The sequence below is a fragment of the Providencia sp. PROV119 genome (assembly GCF_028482435.1).
In the GTDB taxonomy this organism is placed as follows: domain Bacteria; phylum Pseudomonadota; class Gammaproteobacteria; order Enterobacterales; family Enterobacteriaceae; genus Providencia; species Providencia stuartii.
Genome location: NZ_JAMPQL010000002.1, coordinates 249,750 through 273,708, shown reverse-complemented (window position 1 = coordinate 273,708; position 23,959 = coordinate 249,750). Strand labels below are relative to the sequence as shown.

Below are 23,959 nucleotides of genomic sequence, written 5' to 3'. Positions count from 1 at the left end.
TAAATTAAAGGATAATGTAGATGAGTGTTATAACAAAAATAAACTTAGGTATGCATCAATGCAGGTTTTAGCTCAGAGCTAGCTGGGAGATTACAGAATGCCGCAAAGATGAACAATCACTACAAAAAAACTTAAACTCAAGTTAGTGATATGTTATTACCAACATAGTATTGATAAAATTAGATATAACTAGTTCAATAAGTTATTTAGGGTAAATTTGTAAATTTAAATCTGAATGTGAAAAAACTTTTAATATAAAAAGATAGCTTGAGATAAATGAATTTTAGCCATACTAAATAGACGAATCGCATGGTGTATCTATGCACTCTGTCTGTTATAGCTAGACTCTTTCACTCATTCTAGTTATTTATTAAATAATATGATTATTAACTAAAATCACAATGTTGGAATACTGAATGAATAAAACTCTACATATTAACTTGATATCTTTTATTGTAAAAAGTTCAGGTTGGCTGTGTATTATAATTTACTGTTTGTTTACTTCTATTTCTGCTGTGTGGGTATCAATGAGTTTTACACAAATTAGTGGAGTGTCGCTAACCTTTTTCACATTATTGGTAGCACAAATTATATTCCTTTTACTTGCCATTATAACAAAACAACAAACATTTAATTTCATTATAAAAAATAAACTTATTGTATTTTGGTTTAATATTCTGACTTTGACAAGTTGGTTATTGATGTTTATGGCATTACAGCGTATCGAAGCATCTGTTGAATCTGCTATTTATCAAGGATGGATTCCCATTATCGTTATGCTATTGAGCTTATGTAAGGGGGGCAATAATTGGTTCAAGATATTAGGGCCATTACTAATTGCCATTTCTATTTTCATGTTGATTTTTGCCAGATTATATTTTAACAGTAATAACCATTATATTAACTCCTCGATTTTATTAGAGGGAATTATTCTAGCCTCTATAGCAGGAAGTACTGGTGGCATTTATGTTTTCCTTTCAGCTAAATTTAGAAAAATTGCTGGTGCAACCACCTTAAATATACTAACAACACGCTTTATTATTTTACTAATAGTAACAAGTTCTTTAGCTCATGAGCAACTATTCATTATAGTCACAACTGATTTATACTCCTTATTAAAACTAGTATTTCTTTCAATCATATTTGTTGTCATTCCTATATTTTGTTTACAACATGCGATTCTTAAGTTGGGAGCTGAACGCGTATCTATTTTAACACCGTTAGTACCAGTGGTTGCACTTACTGCTGAATATTTTGTGTCTCCTTGGAATAATTTTTGGGTACCTATTTTAATAGGGTTAGTAAGCTTATCATTAATTATTAGTTACATATTAATGAATGAAAAATCACAAGTAATTAAGTAATGCCTAGATCCTGAAAACACTAATCTAAAATGAGGAATTAACATGACCACATTACAAGAAAACATAAATGACAAAAATTTAATAGAAGAAATCAGAGAGATGATAAATAACTCAGGGATAAATGAAAATGAATTCTATAAAACATTTCAAAAAGAGGTGCTACCTCTTGATACAGTTAAAACTATATTTCAGCAATACTATTATTATATTCGTACTTTTCCACAAATTCTTTCAGGATTAGCTCCTCGAGTAAGCGATGAACTCATTCGATTGAAAATTTGTCGTACAGTAGTTTCTGAACTAGGTGATGGTAAGGGAGATGCTCATTATATCATGTTTGAAAATGTATTAGCTGGAATTGGTATCACTCTAGATGAATATAAAACTGCAAATTACAATCAAGAAACTAAAGAGTTAATTGAAAATTTAAATCGTCTTTTTTTGGTTGAATCACCGAATTATGCATTAGGTGCGCACTATGTTATTGAAGAGTTTGGTTTTCCTATGATAGTTAATCTTTATGAAGGATTTCGCTTATATAAAGGTTGGAAACATGAAGACTATAATTATTTCTATTTGCATATTTTAATTGAATGTAATCACGTTGATTGGATTCAAGAAGCCATGCTGGCCGCTGCAAAAGATGATGTTTCTAAATTTGAAATAATTGAAGGTGCACGACAAATATTAGAATTACTTAATAATTTTTGGAAAGGTCTCAATAGATTGGCGGTTAATCATGTTAATTTAATCTCACAAAAAACAGCCTAACCTAATAGAAATTATAACTTTTTTATAATAATAAACATGTGGGATGCTGAACTTTAAATTCATCTGCATGTTATTAATTAATAATGAATAGGTGAGCTAATGATTAAGAAAAATGATTCATTGGTAGGTATTTTTGAGCACATGTCTTTAATCGCTAAGAAAAATAATGCTTTAAACCTTTCACAAGGAATTCCTGATAATATTTATGATGATTTATGGAATAAAACTATAAGTGACTTATCTATGAATACGTGGCAATATCAACCTTCAGCAGGATATTCTCCACTCATTCAAAAATTACTTAGCTCCTTTTTTTCAAATGCATTTGACGATGCAATTATTACCTCCGGTTGTACTGAAGCATTATTATGTGCATTATATGCATGGAGTGAAAACGGTTACCGTGACCTCGTGGTAATGGAGCCGTTTTATTCTTATTACCCAGGATTAGCTAAACTAGCTCATCTCAACTTTGTTCCTATCTTAATGCAAAAATATGCGGAACAACTAATTATAGATTGGAGTACATTGAAGCGGGTTATTAATGCAAAAAGTATTGTTTTAATTAATACACCACATAATCCTTCAGGAACAGTTTTTACTGCTGATGATTGGCAGCAATTATGGTTAATTCAAGAAGTAACTGGTTGCGCGATATTAATTGATGATGTTTACCGCCATTTCAATTTTACCAATGAATTAACCCCTTACGCAAGCATGTCTCAACGTAATATATTAATTGCAGGTTCTGTATCAAAAAGTTTTGCAGCTACAGGAGCTAGAGTGGGATGGCTTGTTGGAGAAAAAAGACTATTAAAACGAGCTCTTATAGCTCATCAACATATGTCTAATTGCCAACCCGAATTATTGCAAAAGGCGTCTTTAGCTTTGATTCAAATGGTTCCCTTTTCTAAACTAGATAGCGTATCTCAAACATATCACAAACGAGCAACAAGATTGGGCGAAGCGCTATCTCAAGCAGGATTTAATTTGATTACCGCTAATGGTGGACATTTTATTATGGCATCACATCCTAAACTTGCTTATCAGCCACTTATCGAACAAGCTATTTTTTTTACCTTAAATTTTGGGATTACACCATTACCACTTAATGATTTTTTTCATAATAAAGACACTCATTGGTTGAGATTCTCATTTGCCTTAAGTGACTCAACTATCGATTCGGCATGTCAGCGTTTAATGTTTTCTCATTTGTAAGGATTCGCATATGAGCTCATTTATTGTTATTGGTGGCGGTCCTTCCGCTGCAATAGAAGCATCACGCCTTTGTTCTTTAGGTAAAAATGTCACAATCATCACTGAACAAATTGGTGGTTGTATGGAAATTATGGGAGATAAAAGGCTTCAGTCTTATTGCAATGAATTAACTTTACATGAAACTACATTGTCTCTAGCAGACAGTATGGCTCTCAACGATCTGCCGCCAACTGCAAATGAATATATTCAGTATATTAAGCGCATTTTTGATGGCCTTCCAATTAAAATTATTATAGGAAAAGTGAATTGGTTTACTAAAATAAAAACTAAATTTAGTTGTCATGTGGATTCTCAGTTTGGTAAAAAAATTTATTATTCAGATGGATTGGTTCTAGCAACGGGTCTTAAATCGAAAGCAACTCCAGATATTTTTTCCTTATTACCACATATAAACTGTTTTTCAGCCTATAAATTATTTAACCAAAATGGTTCATTTATTAATAATTATAAACGTGCTGTGATTTTAGGTAGTGGGAATACGGCTTTTCAACTTGCAAATATTGCGGTTTCTCATGGGTTAAATACGACAATTTTGGCACGAGAATATCTAGGTATATTTCCTCAAGAAACCAAAAATAGATTTGCTCTTCGTGCGCCAAGCCAAATTACGATTGAAAAAATTTGGAAAAGTCATGACTTTGAAAATACAGATTACCTGTCATTCTTTATTTACTCTTCATTATATTCTGATGGGAAATATTTAAATGTGAAAATTGAAAAATCGAAAAATCAAATACATATTGCTAATATTTCATACTCCGCTCTTTCTTCTGATATAAATGGCGAAAATACAAAAACTCTTTCCATTCCTTCGGAAGATACTTTGTTTATTTCAGCAATTGGAGTTACATGTACTTTACCTTCTCATAATTTTAGTCAACTACAATTGAATGATCAAGGCTATATCTCAAATGAGTTAGGGCGCACAGCTGTTGCTGGGTTATATGTTGCAGGTACTTTAGCCGGAGCAAAATCGGTTAATACCATGAATAAGGTCGAGTATGAATATGAAAGTCAAAATGCTATTGGATAATTTCATCTATGAAGTCAATGGGTTTGACAAAACAATTGATGATATAAAAAAGTATAATTTAAATTCTCTACTTCATTCTGGAAAGGTGATTATATTACGCAATAAAAAGTTATCTCTAGAAGATTATTATCAGCTAATGTTGTCGATAGGAACTCCTGAACAACATATTTTACAGAATTTCTCCGTCAGTGGATATAAAGATATCATTCGTATATCAAATTATATTACGCCGACAGGTGAAAATGAAGGAATTTTAGATGGCGGAGCATACTGGCATACGGATATGTCGTATAAACCCCAAATTGGTATTGCAACAGCACTGATGTCCTTAAGAGAGCCTGATTATGGTGGTTATACTCAATTTATAGATATGGTTGATGCACTTAGTATTCTTCGTAAGAACTCAGCTCTCCTTACAAAGCTTGAGAATATCTGTGGAACATCTTTAGAGGCGATTCAGGTACATCATACTTTTGGTAATCGAAGAGCTATGTTTGACCCATCACAGCCAACTCAACGATTAACTAATGCTCAACAGATTACTCTTTCTCCAGTAGTACACAATTTAGTTCAAGTTCATCCATATACTGGACAGCAATCTCTTTTTGCTGTTTCTGGTACTGCCATTTGTTTTGACGGAGTATCCCAAGAAGTATCGCTACCACTATTGAATGAGCTGGAAGATTTCATTATTGAAAATTCTCAATTCTATCAACACCGTTATTTTTCTAACGATATCATTATTTGGGATAATTTACTGACGCTTCATCGTGGATATGCCATTAAGCCTAGCCATAATATTAAAAATAGTCGTCTGTTATACCGTATTAACGTCAATTACTCTAATAGAGGGCCTTGTTATGAAAAAAACAGTCATACTCCTTTCTCAATCTTACCTACAATTTGCTTCAGAGGCTGTACTACTTAATTTATCTCAGCAAACCCGTTTGGTTTTAGTTATTACACACAATGAAGAAGTTTATCCTTTTTTGTCCACAAAATTGGCAAAGGTTTATCATGTCAATGGAAATACGACAGAAAGCTTACGGCCTGAATTAAATTTTGACCAAGTCTCTGAAATCGTAAAACAAGAGATTGCTCTAGTTGACTCATCTAAAGATATCGCTATTTATTGTCAGCAAGAAGATAATGTATTAACAGCAGCAAAACTCCGCTTAGCATTTGATATCGATGGTGAACAAACAGATATCGTATTAAAATTTCGTGATAAGTTAATTATGAAACAATGTATTAGTGCAGTTTTACCCAACGCAATACCTAAACATAAAAAGCTGGATATAGAATTATTAAATAACAATCTTCGCGATTATTATCATGAGCTAAAAGAATTTCTTGGTGAAAAAATGATCGTCAAACCAACCACTGGAGCTGGTAGCTTTAATATAAAAATAATCAATTCGGAAGTTGATTTACAGGACGTTAAAGAAATGATAAGCACTGATGAGCATACATTCTCTTATGAGATTGATGAGTTTATTAGTGGAAAAATGTACCAATGTGATTCCTTTATACGAAATGGCAAAGTTGTATTTTGTGGAATATTAGAATTAGGATGCAGCAATTTTGATTTTGTCATGGGAAAACCACTGTCGGTTTATCCTGTTACAAGCATAGAACAATACCAACGACTATTTGAATTTAATCAAACATTGATCACCGAATTAGGCCTTAAAAACGGTTCTACTCACCATGAGTTATTTATCAAAGATAACTCTCAAGATATAGTTTTTCTCGAAATTGCTGCTCGAGTCCCTGGTGGAATAGGGGTCCCATTCCATACCAAAAATAGTAATATTAACCTTATTGACGCTACGCTTTTACAAGCAGCTGAGTCTGATGAATTAAATAAAATTAGCCCTAATATGAAAAATAATGTTGTTTCAGCATTATTGCCCGTAGGGCATGGTACTGTTATCGCGCTAAATGAGCCTCAGTTAATGAGTCATTGGCATATAGACTGGCATGTTAAAGTTGGTGATGTTGTTAATTCGCGTTCGCTTATTGATACCGCAGGTATCCTGATGTTCACGAATGATAATAGAGAACAACTACGTAGCGATTTTGAAAAGCTTCAAGATTGGGTTCCTGTGACTTGTATATAAAAAATGAAATAATTGCTAACTATTTCAATGTATAATTTAGAATACATTATATGGTAGGGCACCTCACTTCAAGTTTTTGTAAGTGCGCTACTTGTCGTGCTTTTTATCAATGATAATGACCCCTCGGTATTCGCTATTACTGAGCATACAAAATATCTTCCTTAAACCATTTTGTTCTGACTATGTATAATAATCTATCCAATTGTCCGGTAATCTCCCCTAAAAGTAGTTGATTTCCAGTAACACAGTTTTCACCAACGTAGCGGACTCTTTGAGCGCTTATTTATTTGAATCGTTGAGCTAAGTTAGAGAATTAGTGTGGTATTGGCAGTAATATTATAACTTGAGCCGAACCCATGAAAGTTTAAATCACCTCCCTCCGGAGGCTTATCGTAAACAGTTAGAAAACTCTAGTTTAGGGTGTCTTAATTAATGGGGAGTGGACAGTGCTAATGGTAATTAATTTGACTGTTCAAGTATGCCTGTTTTGATTTTTTTATTTTCACAAATGTATATTTTTAAGGACTCATGAATATGAAAGAAAAAAATAAAAAATCACTTATTGGATGATGCCCTTAAAGAGTTAAGTTGTAGTGGTATATACTGGAATGGGTCTATATCTCGGATGCATCGAGGATATTTATTAGAATTATTAAATGAACATGCTTTTACAGTAAGAATGTCAGAAGTTCCTCCCCATTGGGAACATGTTTTTTATACGTCAAAGTATTCATATAATGAAGTATTAAAGATAGCCAAGGATAGAGCTAAAAACAGTGGTTTTTAAATTGATATCTAGCTTTAAGGTTATAGTTTCGCCATAAGATCTATGTTGCCATATAAACCAACGATGATAAAATGCACTATCGCCCGTTTGATGTGAGACTACCATGAAAAAGAATGAATTAATTCAAGCAACAAGACCAACTCGTACTCAACTCATTCGATCGGTAGCAACCTCTACAGCGATTGAAACAGGGCAGGACTCCCGTCGCCTTGAAGAAGAGATGAAAGCTAAGCGTGAGAAGTTCGGGCATTTGAAACTGGCGATTTAGTTCGCTTTCAAGGTTTCATTAACCCAATATTTCATGGGTTCATAGTTAAGGTTTAGCCCTGCGTGGATTGCTGCAATGTATTGCTCGGGTTGTTGAGTCCAACTTTCGTAGTCTAACGGTTGAAACCCAGCTTGTACCGCCATCACATCGGCGAGTAAGCGCGATAAGCGCCCATTTCCTTCCCTAAACGGATGTATCAGAATTAACTCCACATGCACTGTGGCAATAGCTTCTATGACCTGTTCTCGGCTCATATTGGTGCAAGGCGTGTACTTCGCTAGATACTCTTTTTCAAATTGAGCAAGTAACTTTGCAACACGACCCGCAGGGGCAAACATAAAACCACCCTTGCTAATATTCACTGTGCGTAATTGACCAGCCCACTCGTAAACATTCCCTAACCATTGGCGGTGCCAACGCTGAATAAGAGATACAGTAATTTGCTCAGTGGGGAATTGTTCTTCAAAAATGACTTGATACAGTTTTTCTAACAGGACAAGCTCTGCGTCATTGATATCATCAACGTTTGAAAGTCCTAGCTTGTTAGCTAGTACCTCTTCATCAGAGCCGTCAGCAAATTTTCCTTCGCTGTTAGATACATCATATCTATTCATTTAAGCGTGTTCTTTTGGTGTGGGTATGAATTTTGTACGTTATCATGCTAAAAACATCAAATAAATAATAACTACCTATAAATCAACGGATTAATTAAGTGTAGGTTAAATTATAGGTTTTTCTAAAAAATTCATAAATATCGTTATATTTCAAAGCTAACACACCCATGCATCATGGTTTTAATTCAAAATTGGCTCGTTTTACCCAAATATCAAGTTTATCAGCCCAATCTTGCATCATGATTTTGCGCTCTTCAAGATAAGTTGCATGGTTATATGAATGTCTAACACTATTTGAGTCCATATGGGCTAACTGTGCTTCGATAGCATCAGGTCTATATCCAAGCTCATTTAATCGTGTGCTGCCTGTTGTGCGTGTCGCATGAGGGCTATATATAGCACTCCAACCTCTCGTTTTAAGAAATTGCCTTAGTGAGTTGGTAGACATCGGTTTTATGACAAGAATCCCGACCGGGAAATAAATGTTTACGGCTACCAGTAAAACCATAAAGAGATTTTAGAATCGCAATAGCTTGTGTAGGTAGAGGAACAATATGTTCTCTTCATGCTTTCATTCGCTCAGCTGGAATTGTCCAAAGTGCATTATCAAGATCGAATTCAGACCATTCAGCCTCAGCGACTTCAGATGGACGAGAAAGCGTCCACCACATTAACCACATACAATAGTTCAGTTGAAAGGTGCCACGGCTATTATCAAAGTTATTGAGTAATTGACCTATTTGATCTGTAGTGAGGGCTTTTTTATGTTGAGTTTTGTTTGCTGGGAGAGCTTTTCTTATTGCCCATACAGGATCGCTATCAGCTCTTAATGTGGCAACAGCAAATTCAAAAATCGAGGATATCGTCCGTTTAGCTTCAGCAGCAACTGTTGGAGCACCTCTTTGAACTTCACGCTGCAATATTTTGAGAATATGGTGAGATGTAATTTCTCTTATTGGTCATTGCCGATAGAAGGAAATACAATGCGCTCCAACATATCAAGGCGACGGTATTTTGTCACATCAGCCTAATCTTTCATTTCAACCATTCTTTTGAGATGATTTGAAATATATTTGCAGATTCGTTCGCTTTTTTGATCTTGTCTAGTTGCTTAGCTTGTGTTGGATTAATTCCTTCTTATACGAGTTTTCTGGCATCATCACATTTAGATCTGGCTTCAGCTAGTGTTATTAATGGGGAGTGATCTAATGCAAGCATGCTTGATTTTCCATTTAGTTGAAAACGGAATCGCCATGTTTTTTTACCATTAGGTTTCATTTTAAGGTACAAACCGTTGAATTCATTGATACGATAAAGTTTTTCTTTAGGTTTTGCAGTTCTGCATTTTGTATCAGTAAGCATAATAAGTTCAACTAGTTATGTAAGTTGATATTATTATACTCACTTAAAAAGGGAGGATAAATAAGTTGTACTCAGTTACATACTCATTTAGTCACGAGCTTTTATGAAACTTAATGAGGCATAAAAAAGCATAAAACCCAGTTAATATCATGAATTTTATGCTGTTTTATTATGATTTGATACTTTGTGAAATAATATAAGGCTAAAGCGCAGGCTTACACATTAAACAAGAAGTTCAGCACATCGCCATCTTGAACAATGTAATCTTTACCTTCTGCACGCATTCTACCGGCTTCTTTAGCGCCTTGCTCACCGCGGTATTTAATAAAATCATCAAATGCGATAGTTTGAGCTCGAATAAAGCCTTTCTCAAAGTCAGTATGGATCTTACCGGCGGCTTGTGGGGCTGTTGCACCGACAGGGATCGTCCATGCGCGAACTTCTTTCACGCCAGCAGTAAAATAAGTTTGTAGGTTCAATAACTGATAACCTGCACGGATCACGCGGTTTAAACCAGGCTCTTCAATGCCAAGATCTGCCATAAACTCATCACGCTCCTCATCTTCCAATTCAGCGATATCTGATTCGATAGCGGCACAAACAGGAACGACGACAGAACCTTCTGATTCAGCAATTTTATTTACCGTATCTAAATAAGGATTATTTTCAAAGCCATCTTCATTAACATTCGCAATATACATTGTTGGTTTGAGTGTTAAGAAACTTAAATAACGGATCAGTGCTTTTTCTTCTGCGCTAAGATCTAAAGTACGCAGCATGCCTGCGTTTTCAAGATGGGGTAAGCACTTCTCTAATACTTCTAATTCTGCTTTAGCATCTTTATCGCCACCTTTTGCACGCTTTTGTATGCGATGTATTGCGCGTTCACAGGTATCAAGGTCAGCGAGCGCTAATTCGGTATTGATAACCTCAATGTCCTCTGCAGGGTTAACTTGACCTGCCACATGGATGATATTGTCGTTTTCAAAGCAACGCACTACGTGGCCGATAGCTTCCGTTTCACGGATATTAGTCAGGAACTGGTTACCTAAACCTTCTCCTTTTGAGGCGCCTTTGACTAAACCCGCGATATCAACGAATTCCATCGTAGTTGGTAGAATACGTTGTGGCTTTACAATCTCAGCCAATTGGTCAAGACGTGGGTCTGGCATTGGCACAACGCCCGTATTCGGCTCAATTGTACAAAAAGGGAAGTTGGCTGCTTCGATGCCGGCTTTGGTCAACGCATTAAACAGTGTAGATTTACCCACGTTAGGCAGACCAACGATACCGCATTTAAAACCCATATGTTTCTCACCTTAAAAATAGCAAGGGGCAGGCGAGCGCTGCTCCTGAATGTTAGAAAATTGGCGCTGATTATACACAAAAAGTTGTTTTTGATGAAATGAACTCTTTACGTACACTGATTTTACGCTGTTGCTTTAAAACTATGTAGGCGATTTATCGCTTTATCCATCCCATCACTAAGTAAGATATCTGTGCACCTTAAGGACTCATCAATCGCTTCATCGATGAGTTTTTGCTCAGAAGCAGGTGGTTTGCCTAAAACAAAACCAACAACTTTGTTTTTATCGCCTGGATGACCAATACCTATGCGTAAACGATAAAAGTTTGGGTTATTACTAAACTTGTTTTGAATATCCTTAAGACCGTTATGCCCACCATTACTGCCGCCTAATTTCATTTTTGCAACACCGGGGGGTAAATCTAATTCATCATGCGCGACTAAAATTTCATCAGGGTTAATGCGATAGAAGTTAGCAACAGCCAGAACCGATTTACCACTCAAATTCATAAAGGTGGTTGGAACAAGTAACCGAACATCGTTGCCATTAAGGTTGATACGGGCGGTATAACCGAAAAATTTTGCTTCTTCTTTTAAAGATTGGTTATGGCGTTCGGCAAGTAAGTCAACATACCATGCTCCAGCATTATGACGAGTTTGGGCGTATTCAGCACCTGGGTTGGCGAGGCCAACAATTAGTTTTATTTTGCTCACGGCTAATTATTCACTGTCAGTTAAGTCAAAAAATTATATCTAGTTTACCTTGTGATAGGGGGATGTACAAAATTGAAATAGGGCAATGGGGTGTTTATTTAGTTCTGTATGAAACTATTCGGGAAAAATATTTTTAAAAAAAGCATCTTTTGTACAGAAATTATGGGAAAAGTCTCACCATGTGATAGCCATCGCAAACAATTTTACTTATTACACTATAATAATCATATAACAATATAATTTTTTCGAATATTTCAATTATGCTTTGCTTATCAGTCTACTGAGATAGGAGGTAGATATGAAACGTAAAACAGCAGTTTTGGTTGGTAATATTTTGATGGCGTTAGGGCTAATCGTTATGATAGGAAGTATTGTACTGAACCTATCTTCCCATATATTTAGTCTCAATTTACCGGACATGATCACAATGGGCTCCTTGTTTGGCATCTTTGTTGGTGCGATGATCTGGTTAACTGGAGCGAGAATTGGCGGTAGAGAAAAAATTGCTGACCGTTACTGGCTAATAAAACATTATCCACATTCAAATAAAGATAACCATCGTTATCCATAATATTTGTTTTTAATTTATGTGGTACTAACAATATTAGTTGATCTTATTTAGCAACGAAGGGTGATTTCATATTTTAGATAATCACTCTTTTGTTTTTTTATTCACCTCTAACTCTCTCTTCTTTCGTGCGTATTTTATCACCATGGTAATATGAAAAATTAAGCCAACGAGGTTGCCTATAGGCTATGGTGAGTAAAAATGAATGGATAAATAAAGCCCCTACGGTTGATATTCAACCGTAGGGGCGCTACTTAAATTATGACATTTCTTTGATTTTCAAAGCAATATAGAAAAACGAGGTATTGCTACCTCGTTAATTAATTCTTAGTGCTCGAACATCGCAGAAATTGACTCTTCATTGCTAATACGGCGAATTGCTTCGGCCAGCATGCCTGAAAGTGTCAGCGTGCGAACTTTGTTCAATGCTTTAATTTCAGGTGAAAGAGGGATTGTGTCACAAACAATGACTTCATCAATGACTGAATTTTTGATGTTGTCTACGGCATTACCTGAGAAAATCGGGTGAGTTGCGTATGCAAATACGCGTTTTGCACCACGCTCTTTCAGAGCTTCAGCCGCTTTACACAGCGTGCCACCAGTATCTATCATATCGTCGACTAAAATGCAGTCACGACCAGAAACATCACCAATGATGTGCATCACTTGGGAAACGTTCGCACGAGGACGACGTTTATCGATGATTGCCATATCAGTGTCATTTAACAGTTTCGCAATTGCTCTAGCACGGACGACGCCGCCGATGTCTGGAGATACAACGATTGGGTTTTCCAAATCTTTCTGCAACATATCTTCCAGAAGAATAGGGCTACCGAATACGTTATCAACAGGAACATCAAAGAAGCCCTGGATCTGCTCAGCGTGTAGGTCAACGGTGAGAACACGGTCAACACCTACACTGGACAGAAAATCGGCAACAACTTTAGCGGTGATTGGTACACGGGCAGAACGTACGCGACGATCCTGTCTAGCATAACCGAAGTAAGGGATAACAGCGGTAATACGACCAGCAGATGCACGGCGCAGCGCATCGACCATAACAACCAGTTCCATCAGGTTATCATTGGTTGGTGCACAGGTTGACTGGATGATAAAGATATCACCACCGCGAACATTTTCATTAATTTGAACACTGACTTCGCCGTCGCTAAAACGACCAACAGCCGCGTCTCCAAGATTAGTGTAAAGGCGGTTAGCAACACGTTGTGCTAGTTCCGGTGTAGCGTTACCAGCAAAAAGCTTCATATCGGGCACGAGAAAAACCTCAGGCTTGCGTCCAGAGAGATATTGTTGACCAATAACCGATGCTAAATCGTTATTATTGGTGCAATACACGGGTTATCCCAGCGCGGAATTTGTGCAACGGCGATTCGTTCACCCCTTGAGCGACGAAACCATGCACCCACGATGGGGCTTTATTTAACACCTTAAGGGCATCCGCTTGTGTTTCAAATTCAGAAAAAACACAAGCACCTGTCCCTGTAAGGCGAGACGGGGCATATTCTAACAGCCAAGAAACGAGCTGTTCAACCTCACGAAAACGTTTTCTTGCAATTGGTTCGCAATCATTTGCGTACGGAGCCAGTAATAATGCGGCTAGTGAGCGTTTTGGAGAATTTCGATTTAATTGCGGATCTGTGAAGATCATCGGAGTTGAGATTTCAATTCCTGGATGTGCAACCAGATACCATTTCTCTTTAGGCGAGGCTGGAGTCAAAATTTCACCTATTCCTTCCGCAAAAGCGGCATGGCCTCGCACAAAAACGGGAACGTCTGCTCCAAGGCTTTTACCTAGCTCCGCTAACACGTCATCACTCACTGCTGTTCCCCAGTGAGTATTTAATGCAATAAGTGTGGTGGCCGCATTGGAAGAGCCTCCACCAATACCGCCGCCCATTGGCAATATTTTATTGATTTTGATATCTGCCCCGAGAGGTTCTGAATAGCCTAAAGTATCACGGCAGTAGTGTTGTAATAATTTTGCGGCTTTGACGATTAAGTTTTGTTCTGGTTCTACTCCCTCCATTGGCGTGAGTAGATTGATGTGATCGTCTGCCCGCGTGGTGATGGTAATGTCGTCACCGTAATCAAGAAATTGAAACAGTGTTTGTAATTCGTGATAGCCGTCTGCTCGACGGCCTGTGATATAGAGAAAAAGGTTCAATTTAGCAGGGGAAGGCCATGTTAACGTCATTTTTGTAAAGTCCAGCTATCCATTTTTAGCTTAATTAGGCGCGAACCCTGACGTAATTCAAGGTTGCTTGGTAACATTGGAGTGGTATTCATATTGTATGAAAGATAGTTAAGCTGCCACTTTTCACCATTAGTTTGCTGTAATGTTACAGATTTTAGGAGGTGGTTTTTATCCAGCGTAAATTGTGTTGCGCGCCCAGGTGAGCCAGTTAACCAAGCGGTCAGGTCCTCAAGCGGGATCTCCATGCCAGTAAGTTGATAAATCAGCTCGGAAGGAACATCACTCATATGCGTTTGCCCATCTTTTGTGGTTAAACGCGCTAAATCAGGTTCAACGGTGAGCTCTAACTCGCGGTTGCCGAGTGGGTTTGTCAACAATAAACGATATTTTTCAGGTGTATACTGCTGCCAGAAGAATTTAGCATAGGTTTTGCTACCATCAAATTCATAGGCAAAAGAACCGCGAGTTTGATAATTGCGAAGTGCGTTGACTTCTTGTAAATGGGTTTTCCATTGTGGATCAGACGCGGAACCTGTACCAGACGTTGTTGTTTGTTGAGTGGTCACACAAGCCGTCAGCAATAAGCAAGAAAGCGGCAATAAACGCCAAAAACGCTTTGCGGTGGAAGGAGCGAAACAAGACCAAGTAGTGAACAGTTGCATAGCGACTCTCAAAAATCATCGAGTAAAAAGTAAATAGGTTTTATCAAAGCTGATACCCACTGAAGTGTAACGTGTTATTGCAATTTAGAAAAATGACTCACTGGATAATATGGTGCGACAGTGGGCAAAATATTGCGTTAAAACAGCTAAATGATCAATCGGATTGAAGAAGTTTTGCCTATTTATACAATTGGTCAATGAGTATCGATAGTTTGATTCATCAGTTGACAGATGACAATCGCAGCATATCTCATTGATATTGATAATTTCTTAATAAGTATAATAAAAAAGGGTACATCTCCGATATAAAGCGGTGTAGAATAGCAATACTAATAGTGTTGAATTCGGCTAAATCGTCAGCAGTTTTCTATGGAAAAAGTTTGGTAGTGATCATCTTTATGGTTTTCATTATTCGCGGGGCATAGAAAGCGGGGCGGAGATCATCTACAATAGTCGATAAACAAATAACAGTAGTGTGGTTATACTACTGGATAAATAATTAGCAATGTGAGCAATGTAGTTAAGCACAATGACCCTATTAGCCCTAGGCATTAATCATAAAACGGCGCCAGTAGCCCTTCGTGAACGGGTGGCTTTTGGACCAGAAAAAATCGACCATGCTCTTGAGGAGTTGCTTAAGCAACCTCAGGTGAGCGGTGGCGTTGTGCTGTCGACCTGTAATAGAACTGAGTTGTATTTGAGCCTTGAATCACAAGAACAAGCTCAAGAACAGCTTATCCAGTGGTTATGCAAGTTTCACAATATTACAGATAAAGATTTAAAACCGAGTCTGTACTGGCATGAAGGTGACCGAGCAGTCAGTCACCTTATGCGGGTTGCAAGTGGGTTGGATTCTTTAGTTTTAGGTGAACCGCAAATCCTTGGGCAGGTTAAAAAAGCGTTCGCCCTTTCTCAAGACAACCATTCTTTGTCGAGCGAATTAGAGCGTTTATTTCAAAAATCATTTTCTGTCGCTAAACGCATTCGTACCGAAACAGAGATCGGAGCGAATGCGGTTTCCGTTGCATTCGCCGCTTGTACATTAGCAAGGCAAATTTTTGAGTCACTCAAACATTTGAATATTTTGTTAGTGGGAGCAGGGGAAACAATTGAATTGGTGGCACGCCATTTACGCGAGCATGGTGTGCAGAAGATGATGATCGCTAACCGTTCTCGTGAAAGAGCGGAGTTATTAGCTAATGAGGTTAATGCGGAAGTGATCACGCTGTCTGATATTGATACACGTTTGGCTCAAGCCGATATTGTGATCAGTTCAACAGCAAGTCCGTTACCGATTATAGGCAAAGGCATGGTAGAGCGTGCGATGAAAGTGCGTCGCAGCAAACCCATGTTGTTAATTGATATTGCGGTTCCTCGTGATATCGAGCCTGATATTGAAAAACTCAGAGATGTTTACCTGTATACGGTGGATGATCTTGAGTCGATAATTCAGCAAAACCTTGCTCAGCGCAAAGCCGCAGCGGTTGAAGCAGAATTTATCGTGGAACAAGAAAGCAGCCATTTCATGGATTGGTTGCGCTCGCAAGCCGCAGTGTCTACAATTCGCGATTACAGAGCGCAGGCTGAGGCAATCCGCGCGGGGATGACAGAAAAAGCACTCGCGGCAATTAGTCAGGGTGCAGACCCTGAACAAGTTATTACACAACTTACCCAACAATTGACCAACCGCCTGATCCATGCACCAACAAAATCTTTACAGCAAGCCGCTGGAGATGGTGACTTGGAACGCCTGAATCTACTTAGGGACAGCTTAGGGCTGAACCATCAATAACCACATTTTAATCATGGGTCTGATATAACGAATGAAGCCTTCTATTGTCGCAAAACTGGAAGCATTACAGGAACGCTATGAAGAAATTCAAGCACACCTCGCCGATGCAGGTGTGATTGCTGATCAGGGACGCTTTCGTGCCTTATCAAAAGAGTATGCTCAACTGACAGATGTCGCCAAATGCTTTACGGCATGGCGGACTGTTCAGGAAGATATCGAAACAGCAGAGATGATGTTAGATGATCCTGAAATGAAAGAGATGGCTCAAGAAGAGCTAAAAGAAGCGAAAGCGCGCAATGAAGAGCTTGAACAGCAATTACAACTGTTGTTGCTGCCAAAAGATCCTGATGATGAATACAACTGTTTCCTTGAAATTCGTGCAGGGGCTGGTGGAGACGAAGCGGCTATTTTTGCGGGTGATCTATTCCGTATGTATAGCCGTTATGCCGAGGCTAACCGTTGGCGTGTTGAGTTAATGAGCACTAGTGATGGTGAGCATGGTGGCTTCAAAGAAGTGATTGCAAAAATTTCCGGTGAAAGCGTTTATGGTCGCTTGAAATTCGAATCTGGTGGTCATCGTGTACAACGTGTGCCAGAAACGGAATCACAAGGACGTATTCATACATCGGCTTGTACCGTCGCTATCCTTCCTGAATTACCGGAAGCGGAATTACCTGAAATCAACCCAGCAGATTTACGTATTGATACATTCCGCTCTTCGGGAGCGGGTGGACAGCACGTTAACACAACTGACTCCGCAATCCGTATTACCCATATTCCAACGGGTATTGTGGTTGAATGTCAGGATGAACGTTCACAGCATAAGAACAAAGCAAAAGCGATGTCTGTATTAGGTGCTCGTATCCGTCAAGCAGAAATGGATAAGCGTCAAGCCGCTGAAGCCTCGGAACGACGTAACTTATTAGGTTCTGGTGACCGTTCTGACCGTATTCGTACCTATAACTTTCCTCAAGGTAGGGTGACCGATCACCGTATCAATTTGACGTTGTATCGTTTAGATGAAGTGATGGAAGGGAAGCTGGATGCGTTAATTCAGCCGATTATCAACGAATATCAAGCAGATCAACTGTCTGCATTGTCTGAGCAAGATTAATGCAATACGGCGAGTGGGTTGACCAAGCAGTCGCAAGGCTGCCGATGAGTGATAGTGCTAAACGAGATGCGGAAATCCTGCTTCAACACATTACAGGGCGGAGTCGTACCTTTATTTTTGCATTTGCAGAAACAGAGTTAACACAGCCTGAGTATGAAGCACTTGAATCACTATTATGTCGTCGTGAGCAAGGTGAACCCATCGCCTATATTATTGGTGAGCGTGAATTTTGGTCATTGCCTTTATTTGTCTCGCCAGCCACTTTGATTCCCCGTCCTGATACTGAATGTCTAGTTGAACAGGCCCTAGCACGGCTTCCGGCTCAGCGCTGCCAAATACTTGATCTTGGCACAGGGACAGGCGCTATTGCTTTGGCGATCGCCTCTGAACGTCCAGACAGCGTGATTATCGGTATTGATTTTAATCTGGATGCTGTTTCTTTAGCACAGCGTAATCAGCAACGTCTGGCGCTTAATAATGTACAGTTTCTACAAAGTGATTGGTTTACCTCACTGTCTTGCCAACATTTTGATATGATTGTGAGTAATCCACCTTATATTGATGGAAATGATGACCATTTGCAGCAAGGCGATGTTAGATTCGAACCTTTAACCGCTTTAGTGGCAGATAATCACGGACTGTCAGATTTAGACCATATTGTGTCTACATCGAGATCATACCTTAACCCACAAGGTTGGTTACTTGTTGAACATGGATGGCAACAAGGTGCCGCAGTTCGTGAGTTATTCAAACAGTATGGATATAGCAATATTGAAACCTGTCTAGATTATGGTGGCCGAGATAGAATTTCGCTTGGGCAGTGGAATAAATCAGTGGAAATGTGATGAAAACCATAGCAAATATTGAATTTAACAAAATACCTTTGAGTGAAGGTATTATGATAGTTTCCCAAAGTATTCGTATCGATTTTCCTCTTATGCAAGTACAGGCTCGATTGGATAGCTTGGTTGAGGCAGCCAAAGCGGTTATTGATTTACAAGCGGATAATGAAAGTAAAATTAATCAACTAATAACGCTTTTTTATCATCAATGGCAATTTGGTGGTGCTGACGGCATCTATGCATTATCCGACATGCTTTGGCTAGATAAAGTCTTAGCAACGAAGCGTGGAACACCGGTCTCTTTAGGTTCCATTTTCCTTTATATTGCTGAGAAATTAGAGATTGATATCGAACCTGCCGTGTTTCCAACTCAGCTGTTATTACTGGCTCAGAAAGAGGATGGTTCACAATGGTTTATTAACCCAGTCAATGGGGAAACCTTGACATGGCATACGCTCAATTTGTGGCTTAAAGGAACCGTGGATCCCTACTCTGAATTGGGTGAGGATCAACTCGATGTTGCGGAAAACAGTGTGATCATTCGTAAGTTATTTGACACGCTGAAAGCCTCTTTAATGGAAGAGAAAAAAATGGAGTTAGCGTTAAAGGTCTGTGAGACGCTATTAACGTTAGATCCTGAAGACCCTTATGAAATTCGCGACCGTGGATTAATTCTTGCACATTTAGATTGTAACCATGTGGCGTTGAATGATTTAAACTATTTTATTGAACACTGCCCAGAAGATCCTATTTCTGAAATGATTAAAATTCAGATATATTCATTAGATAATCATCCAGTAGTGTTACATTAATTTATGCACAGACAGCAAACTGTCTCGATATGAAAGGTAAGAGCATGCAACAGAAAATGGTCAGCATTGGTGATATCAAAGTCGCAAACAATCTCCCTTTTGTTCTTTTTGGTGGAATGAATGTCCTTGAATCCCGTGATATGGCAATGCAGGTGTGTGAACACTATGTCACAGTGACGCAAAAGCTAGGCATTCCTTACGTATTTAAAGCGTCTTTTGATAAAGCTAACCGTTCATCAATTCATTCATATCGTGGCCCAGGCCTTGATGAAGGGATGAAAATCTTTCAAGAGTTGAAAGAAACCTTTGGCGTGAAAATCATTACTGATGTGCATGAGCCATCTCAAGCTCAACCTGTTGCTGAAGTTGTGGATGTTATCCAATTACCTGCATTTTTAGCTCGTCAGACTGATCTGGTTGCAGCAATGGCGAAAACTGATGCCGTGATCAATATTAAAAAACCACAGTTTATTAGCCCAGGCCAAATTGGCAATATCGTAGAAAAGTTCATTGAAGGTGGTAATGATAAAGTCATCTTATGTGATCGTGGCGCTAATTTTGGTTATGATAACCTAGTTGTTGATATGCTTGGTTTTAATGTCATGATGCAAGCTTCCAATGGCTGTCCAGTCATTTTTGATGTTACTCATTCGCTGCAATGTCGTGACCCATTTGGCGCTGCTTCTGGTGGTCGTCGTGCTCAAGTGGCTGAATTGGCCAGAGCAGGCATGGCAGTTGGGTTAGCAGGGCTATTCCTTGAAGCGCATCCAGATCCTGACAGTGCTCGTTGTGATGGCCCGTCAGCACTACCACTTGCTAAATTAGAGCCTTTCTTACAGCAAATCAAAGCGATTGATGAGTTAGTAAAAAGCTTCCCTGAGTTAGATACGAGTCGTTAATCTCGGTTTGCAATGCAACTGAACCAAGTTGTCTCCATGTTCGGCGCTGATCTTCAGCGCCGTTATGGCGAGAAAATTCACAAAATAACATTACATGGTGGTTTTAGCTGCCCGAACCGCGATGGTACTCTTGGGCGAGGTGGTTGCACCTTTTGTAATGTCTCCTCTTTCTCTGATGAAACGCAATCGACTCAATCGATTAGTGAGCAAATTCGTCATCAAAAAGCCAAAATCACGCGAGCCAGCCGCTATCTAGCTTATTTCCAAGCCTATACCAGCACCTATGCTGAAGTGTGTTTACTACAGCAGTTGTATGAGGAAGCTCTTAAGCAGGCGAATATTATTGGATTATGTGTTGGCACGCGTCCGGATTGTGTGCCACAAGACGTGCTCTCTTTATTAAGTGGCTATCGAGAGCATGGGTATGAAATATGGTTGGAATTGGGCTTACAAAGCGCACATGATAAAACACTTCATCGCATTAACCGAGGGCATGGTTTCGCCGAATATCAAAAAACCGTAACGAAAGCAAGGCAACTCGGACTTAAGGTTTGCACGCATCTTATTTGTGGCTTACCGGGTGAAAGCACTTTAATGAATATGCAGACATTAGAAAAAGTGCTGGAGTGTGGTACGGATGGGATCAAATTACACCCTTTGCATATTGTTGAGGGGAGTATTATGGCGAAAAGTTGGCGAGCAGGGCGATTAGCGCCGATGACCTTAACTGACTATACCCAAGTTGCGGGAGAACTGATCCGCTATACACCTACCGATGTGGTTTATCACCGTATTTGTGCCAGTGCGCGCCGACCAACATTATTAGCCCCAGAGTGGTGTGAAAACCGCTGGTTAGGCATGAATAGTCTATACCAATATCTACTCACACATGGTGGACAAGGCTCCGCACTTTAATGGTCATTAATAAGCCGAGTATGGTTTCTTATATTGTTAATACTAACCATTGAAAATAGAGATCTGTTGGTGGTAGAGCAGAGATGGTTAGGCATGTGACAGGGTAGCAGTCACAAACAACGTAACTCAGCATACCCCGTCAGAGATTATTTAGCGTTTGTTCCTAGATTAGCATTATAAATTAGCCACTCCCGCGCTTTTTGGTTGTGGCTCATTTATGGTTATTTGGAATCAAGTTCCTCGAGAGCTTTATCAATCGAATTATGGAAACTTAACACTCCCTCAATAGGCGTTACACCAGCGCGCGCCAAGGTTTTAAGCGGCTGGAATGGAATGTCACAAATAACGATATGCGTGTCTTTTTTGACTATGTCGATAAATTTCTGGAATGCTTCTAACCCGCCAGCATCAAGTACAGGCACCGCATCCCACTGCATGATGATGGTTTTATAACCTTCACTTTTGACCCTTAATTCATCAAAGATACGCTCTGCCGCGGCAAAAAACAGTGGGCCGTTGATACGAACCACTAAACGGCTTTTGGCTTCATCGGTTTCTGTTAATTCACTGATCCGAGTCATATTAGCAATACGGCGCATAAACAGCAGTGAGGCGAGAACAATCCCTACAGTGATGGCAATGACCATATCGAAAAGCACAGTAAGAGACATGCACAAAAGCAAAACAATGATGTCATCTTTAGGCGCGCGGCGGATCAGGTCTATCACTTTACGTGCGGCGCTCATATTCCATGCAACCATCAACAGCAATGATGACATCGCCGCTAAGGGCAGATAGGAAAGCATTGGGGCGAGGACCAATAACGTCAGCAAGACTAACAATGAGTGGATCACTGAGGAAATCGGCGAGGTTGCACCTGCACGAACGTTAGCTGCCGAACGTGCAATGGCGGCGGTAGCTGTAATACCACCAAAGAATGGCGCTGCGATATTACCAAAGCCTTGCCCGATAAGTTCACTGTTAGAGTGGTGTTTCTTGCCTGTCATATTATCAAGAACAACCGCACATAGCAGCGACTCGATCGCGCCAAGGACAGCCATTGAGAAAGCCGCGGGCATCAATGCGGTGATCATCGACCAGCTAATAGGGGGGCTGCCGGGAAGCTGCCATGGTAAAATAAACTGAGGCAAGATAGGGGGGATACCGTTACCTTCTGAGCCATCGGGCAATAAATAGCTAAATTGTGAGCCGATGGTAGCAACATTTTTATCAAACAGAGAGAGCACCCACATGACCAGTGTACCTGCAACGAGAGCAGGTAAGTGACCCGGTAACTTTAGTCCTAGCTTAGGCCATAAAATTAAAACGAAGAGTGTCACTAAACCAATCAAAGTATCGCTGAATTGGAGTGTCGGCAAAGCGTTGACTAAGGCGATAACTTTATCGACATAGTTTTCAGGAACATATGCCATTTGTAAGCCAAAAAAATCTTTAATTTGCATGGTCGCAATGGTAATTGCGATACCAGAAGTAAAGCCTAGCGTGACAGAGACAGGAATGTATTCAATAAACTTACCAAAACGAGCGAACCCCATTGCAAGCAAAATAATACCAGACATTAAGGTTGCAACGAGTAGCCCACTTAACCCGAATTGCTGTGAGACGGGATAGAGAATGACGACGAAAGCGGCCGTTGGCCCTGAAACACTGTAACGTGAGCCGCCAGTGATTGCGATAACAATACCCGCGATAGCAGCAGTATAAAGGCCATATTGTGGTGGAACTCCACTTGCTATTGCCAGTGCCATTGCTAATGGAATGGCGATAATCCCAACGGTAACCCCGGCAATTAAATCTTTAATAAAGCGAGCAAATGTATATTTCTCTTTCCAACACGAATCTATTAATGCGCTAAATAGGCGCAAGCTATTAATTTTTTTTGTACTCATTGTACCCCACCAAAATAACAGGGTTAAATAACGGAAAACAGAACCAAAGGATACGCGGAACTTACACAAAAAAATCTGCTATGTGTCAATGAACTCGCAATTATCATAACGTTTACGGGTACAAAAGTAAAAAAACCTGCGAATATTCTGTATGAATATATCTAAAAATGAATTGTTGAAGTTTTTGTTATAGCGCAAGTTATATTTAAGATAGTGTGTATAATAAATTAAATTTCATTATTAATTTCCCGTTAATAATGAAATTAAAACCCACAACCAGAGTAAAATAGTCAATAATAGTGTGTAATTGAATAATCTCTTTGTGCCAGCCCAGCGCTGCTCCATAGTAGCAACGGGTTGTTTTTTAGGGAAAAGGTAATGTAGAGCAAGGTCAAAATGATAGGGCTCTTGTCGCTGGTATAATATTTTAAAAAGATGGCTGTCAAACCATAACCGGAAAATAAAATAGTGGCTCACAATAAAAAGGAGTGTGCTAATAAAGAAGGTGAGATTATCAATTAATGAGTAAATAAATAAGATAAATTGACAAATAAAAGCGAGTAGTGATGCACAACAAAAATAACGCCAACTTGTTGTAAAAATAACCATG

General features: G+C 39.1%; 21 protein-coding genes and 2 pseudogenes. 15 read left to right on the top strand and 8 right to left on the bottom strand.

Translation table 11 applies throughout. From position 1 onward, the window contains the following. Positions 1-416 precede the first annotated feature (416 nt). The 8 genes and pseudogenes from PSF11_RS03570 (at position 417) to PSF11_RS03540 (ending at position 7,624) form a co-directional block, all read left to right on the top strand. Positions 417-1,364, top strand: coding sequence for an EamA family transporter (locus PSF11_RS03570; protein WP_072502227.1), 948 nt, complete (start codon positions 417-419; stop codon positions 1,362-1,364). 42 nt (positions 1,365-1,406) lie between these two features. After that, the gene (locus PSF11_RS03565; RefSeq protein WP_061064097.1) at positions 1,407-2,135 is read left to right on the top strand and encodes an iron-containing redox enzyme family protein; all 729 of its coding nucleotides are present in this window, start codon (positions 1,407-1,409) and stop codon (positions 2,133-2,135) included. A gap of 99 nt (positions 2,136-2,234) precedes the next feature. Next, positions 2,235-3,353 carry a pyridoxal phosphate-dependent aminotransferase gene (locus PSF11_RS03560; protein ID WP_040133083.1) on the top strand — a complete coding sequence of 373 codons (1,119 nt, stop codon included), beginning with the start codon at positions 2,235-2,237 and terminating at the stop codon, positions 3,351-3,353. Between the two features lie 10 nt (positions 3,354-3,363). Then, positions 3,364-4,446, top strand: coding sequence for a hypothetical protein (locus PSF11_RS03555; protein ID WP_040133084.1), 1,083 nt, complete (start codon positions 3,364-3,366; stop codon positions 4,444-4,446). Beyond that, complete coding sequence (locus PSF11_RS03550; RefSeq protein ID WP_040133085.1) at positions 4,415-5,374, top strand: TauD/TfdA dioxygenase family protein; 960 nt, start codon at positions 4,415-4,417, stop codon at positions 5,372-5,374. Before PSF11_RS03555 ends, PSF11_RS03550 begins: the two co-directional genes overlap by 32 nt. Continuing rightward, on the top strand, positions 5,307-6,569 hold the full coding sequence (locus tag PSF11_RS03545) for an ATP-grasp domain-containing protein (RefSeq protein WP_040133086.1): 1,263 nt from the start codon (positions 5,307-5,309) through the stop codon (positions 6,567-6,569). The genes PSF11_RS03550 and PSF11_RS03545 overlap by 68 nt, the downstream gene beginning before the upstream one ends. 271 nt (positions 6,570-6,840) lie before the next feature. Continuing rightward, positions 6,841-7,002 (top strand): annotated as a pseudogene (locus PSF11_RS21250) (integrase core domain-containing protein); the annotation flags it as partial. A gap of 457 nt (positions 7,003-7,459) precedes the next feature. Continuing rightward, positions 7,460-7,624: a hypothetical protein gene (locus PSF11_RS03540; protein ID WP_014658269.1), complete on the top strand. Its 165-nt coding sequence runs from the start codon at positions 7,460-7,462 to the stop codon at positions 7,622-7,624. On the opposite strand, the gene PSF11_RS03535 is transcribed toward PSF11_RS03540, so the two are convergent. The 4 genes and pseudogenes from PSF11_RS03535 to pth form a co-directional block, all read right to left on the bottom strand. Then, the gene (locus PSF11_RS03535) at positions 7,621-8,238 is read right to left on the bottom strand and encodes a Fic/DOC family protein (protein WP_072502229.1); all 618 of its coding nucleotides are present in this window, start codon (positions 8,236-8,238) and stop codon (positions 7,621-7,623) included. The genes PSF11_RS03540 and PSF11_RS03535 overlap by 4 nt on opposite strands. Before the next feature lie 172 nt (positions 8,239-8,410). Next, positions 8,411-9,600 (bottom strand): annotated as a pseudogene (locus PSF11_RS03530) (tyrosine-type recombinase/integrase). 215 nt (positions 9,601-9,815) lie between these two features. Further along, positions 9,816-10,907, bottom strand: coding sequence for a redox-regulated ATPase YchF (gene ychF / locus PSF11_RS03525; RefSeq protein ID WP_004919376.1), 1,092 nt, complete (start codon positions 10,905-10,907; stop codon positions 9,816-9,818). A gap of 122 nt (positions 10,908-11,029) precedes the next feature. Next, positions 11,030-11,620, bottom strand: a complete 591-nt coding sequence (pth, locus tag PSF11_RS03520) for an aminoacyl-tRNA hydrolase (RefSeq protein WP_004919378.1) — start codon at positions 11,618-11,620, stop codon at positions 11,030-11,032. 298 nt (positions 11,621-11,918) lie between these two features. Between pth and ychH the strand changes: the two genes are divergently transcribed. Continuing rightward, positions 11,919-12,191: a stress-induced protein YchH gene (gene ychH, locus PSF11_RS03515; protein WP_072502230.1), complete on the top strand. Its 273-nt coding sequence runs from the start codon at positions 11,919-11,921 to the stop codon at positions 12,189-12,191. Positions 12,192-12,515: 324 nt separating this feature from the next. Here ychH and prs read toward each other — a convergent pair whose 3' ends face one another. The 3 genes from prs to lolB form a co-directional block, all read right to left on the bottom strand. After that, positions 12,516-13,463 (bottom strand): ribose-phosphate diphosphokinase, encoded by a 948-nt coding sequence (gene prs, locus PSF11_RS03510; RefSeq protein ID WP_006661866.1) that lies wholly within the window; start codon positions 13,461-13,463, stop codon positions 12,516-12,518. Between the two features lie 64 nt (positions 13,464-13,527). Then, positions 13,528-14,403 carry a 4-(cytidine 5'-diphospho)-2-C-methyl-D-erythritol kinase gene (gene ispE / locus PSF11_RS03505; protein WP_004919385.1) on the bottom strand — a complete coding sequence of 292 codons (876 nt, stop codon included), beginning with the start codon at positions 14,401-14,403 and terminating at the stop codon, positions 13,528-13,530. Continuing rightward, positions 14,400-15,065 (bottom strand): lipoprotein insertase outer membrane protein LolB, encoded by a 666-nt coding sequence (gene lolB, locus PSF11_RS03500; protein ID WP_072502231.1) that lies wholly within the window; start codon positions 15,063-15,065, stop codon positions 14,400-14,402. Before lolB ends, ispE begins: the two co-directional genes overlap by 4 nt. 529 nt (positions 15,066-15,594) lie before the next feature. Here lolB and hemA point away from each other — a divergent pair. The 6 genes from hemA to PSF11_RS03470 are packed head-to-tail and all read left to right on the top strand — an operon-like array spanning position 15,595 to position 21,439. After that, the gene (hemA, locus tag PSF11_RS03495; RefSeq protein WP_004919391.1) at positions 15,595-16,857 is read left to right on the top strand and encodes a glutamyl-tRNA reductase; all 1,263 of its coding nucleotides are present in this window, start codon (positions 15,595-15,597) and stop codon (positions 16,855-16,857) included. 31 nt (positions 16,858-16,888) lie between these two features. Next, positions 16,889-17,971 (top strand): peptide chain release factor 1, encoded by a 1,083-nt coding sequence (prfA, locus tag PSF11_RS03490; protein WP_004919392.1) that lies wholly within the window; start codon positions 16,889-16,891, stop codon positions 17,969-17,971. Further along, on the top strand, positions 17,971-18,816 hold the full coding sequence (gene prmC, locus PSF11_RS03485; RefSeq protein ID WP_004919393.1) for a peptide chain release factor N(5)-glutamine methyltransferase: 846 nt from the start codon (positions 17,971-17,973) through the stop codon (positions 18,814-18,816). The genes prfA and prmC overlap by 1 nt, the downstream gene beginning before the upstream one ends. Further along, positions 18,816-19,625 carry an invasion regulator SirB1 gene (gene sirB1 / locus PSF11_RS03480; protein ID WP_004919394.1) on the top strand — a complete coding sequence of 270 codons (810 nt, stop codon included), beginning with the start codon at positions 18,816-18,818 and terminating at the stop codon, positions 19,623-19,625. The genes prmC and sirB1 overlap by 1 nt, the downstream gene beginning before the upstream one ends. A 44-nt stretch (positions 19,626-19,669) precedes the next feature. Next, positions 19,670-20,524, top strand: coding sequence for a 3-deoxy-8-phosphooctulonate synthase (gene kdsA, locus PSF11_RS03475; RefSeq protein WP_014658273.1), 855 nt, complete (start codon positions 19,670-19,672; stop codon positions 20,522-20,524). 12 nt (positions 20,525-20,536) lie between these two features. Next, positions 20,537-21,439: a TIGR01212 family radical SAM protein gene (locus tag PSF11_RS03470; RefSeq protein WP_040133088.1), complete on the top strand. Its 903-nt coding sequence runs from the start codon at positions 20,537-20,539 to the stop codon at positions 21,437-21,439. Between the two features lie 221 nt (positions 21,440-21,660). On the opposite strand, the gene dauA is transcribed toward PSF11_RS03470, so the two are convergent. Then, on the bottom strand, positions 21,661-23,349 hold the full coding sequence (gene dauA / locus PSF11_RS03465) for a C4-dicarboxylic acid transporter DauA (protein ID WP_014658275.1): 1,689 nt from the start codon (positions 23,347-23,349) through the stop codon (positions 21,661-21,663). Positions 23,350-23,959 lie beyond the last annotated feature (610 nt).

Excerpts from the sequence above, each read along its gene's own strand:
- kdsA (WP_014658273.1), top strand. The coding sequence starts at position 19,670 with ATGCAACAGAAAATGGTCAGCATTGGTGATATCAAAGTCGCAAACAAT.
- prmC (WP_004919393.1), top strand. The coding sequence starts at position 17,971 with ATGCAATACGGCGAGTGGGTTGACCAAGCAGTCGCAAGGCTGCCGATG.
- PSF11_RS03550 (WP_040133085.1), top strand. The coding sequence starts at position 4,415 with ATGAATATGAAAGTCAAAATGCTATTGGATAATTTCATCTATGAAGTC.
- lolB (WP_072502231.1), bottom strand. The coding sequence starts at position 15,065 with ATGCAACTGTTCACTACTTGGTCTTGTTTCGCTCCTTCCACCGCAAAG.
- prfA (WP_004919392.1), top strand. The coding sequence starts at position 16,889 with ATGAAGCCTTCTATTGTCGCAAAACTGGAAGCATTACAGGAACGCTAT.
- hemA (WP_004919391.1), top strand. The coding sequence starts at position 15,595 with ATGACCCTATTAGCCCTAGGCATTAATCATAAAACGGCGCCAGTAGCC.
- ychH (WP_072502230.1), top strand. The coding sequence starts at position 11,919 with ATGAAACGTAAAACAGCAGTTTTGGTTGGTAATATTTTGATGGCGTTA.
- PSF11_RS03540 (WP_014658269.1), top strand. The coding sequence starts at position 7,460 with ATGAAAAAGAATGAATTAATTCAAGCAACAAGACCAACTCGTACTCAA.
- PSF11_RS03555 (WP_040133084.1), top strand. The coding sequence starts at position 3,364 with ATGAGCTCATTTATTGTTATTGGTGGCGGTCCTTCCGCTGCAATAGAA.
- dauA (WP_014658275.1), bottom strand. The coding sequence starts at position 23,349 with ATGAGTACAAAAAAAATTAATAGCTTGCGCCTATTTAGCGCATTAATA.
- sirB1 (WP_004919394.1), top strand. The coding sequence starts at position 18,816 with ATGAAAACCATAGCAAATATTGAATTTAACAAAATACCTTTGAGTGAA.
- PSF11_RS03560 (WP_040133083.1), top strand. The coding sequence starts at position 2,235 with ATGATTAAGAAAAATGATTCATTGGTAGGTATTTTTGAGCACATGTCT.
- PSF11_RS03535 (WP_072502229.1), bottom strand. The coding sequence starts at position 8,238 with ATGAATAGATATGATGTATCTAACAGCGAAGGAAAATTTGCTGACGGC.
- ispE (WP_004919385.1), bottom strand. The coding sequence starts at position 14,403 with ATGACGTTAACATGGCCTTCCCCTGCTAAATTGAACCTTTTTCTCTAT.
- ychF (WP_004919376.1), bottom strand. The coding sequence starts at position 10,907 with ATGGGTTTTAAATGCGGTATCGTTGGTCTGCCTAACGTGGGTAAATCT.
- PSF11_RS03570 (WP_072502227.1), top strand. The coding sequence starts at position 417 with ATGAATAAAACTCTACATATTAACTTGATATCTTTTATTGTAAAAAGT.
- PSF11_RS03470 (WP_040133088.1), top strand. The coding sequence starts at position 20,537 with ATGCAACTGAACCAAGTTGTCTCCATGTTCGGCGCTGATCTTCAGCGC.
- PSF11_RS03545 (WP_040133086.1), top strand. The coding sequence starts at position 5,307 with ATGAAAAAAACAGTCATACTCCTTTCTCAATCTTACCTACAATTTGCT.
- PSF11_RS03565 (WP_061064097.1), top strand. The coding sequence starts at position 1,407 with ATGACCACATTACAAGAAAACATAAATGACAAAAATTTAATAGAAGAA.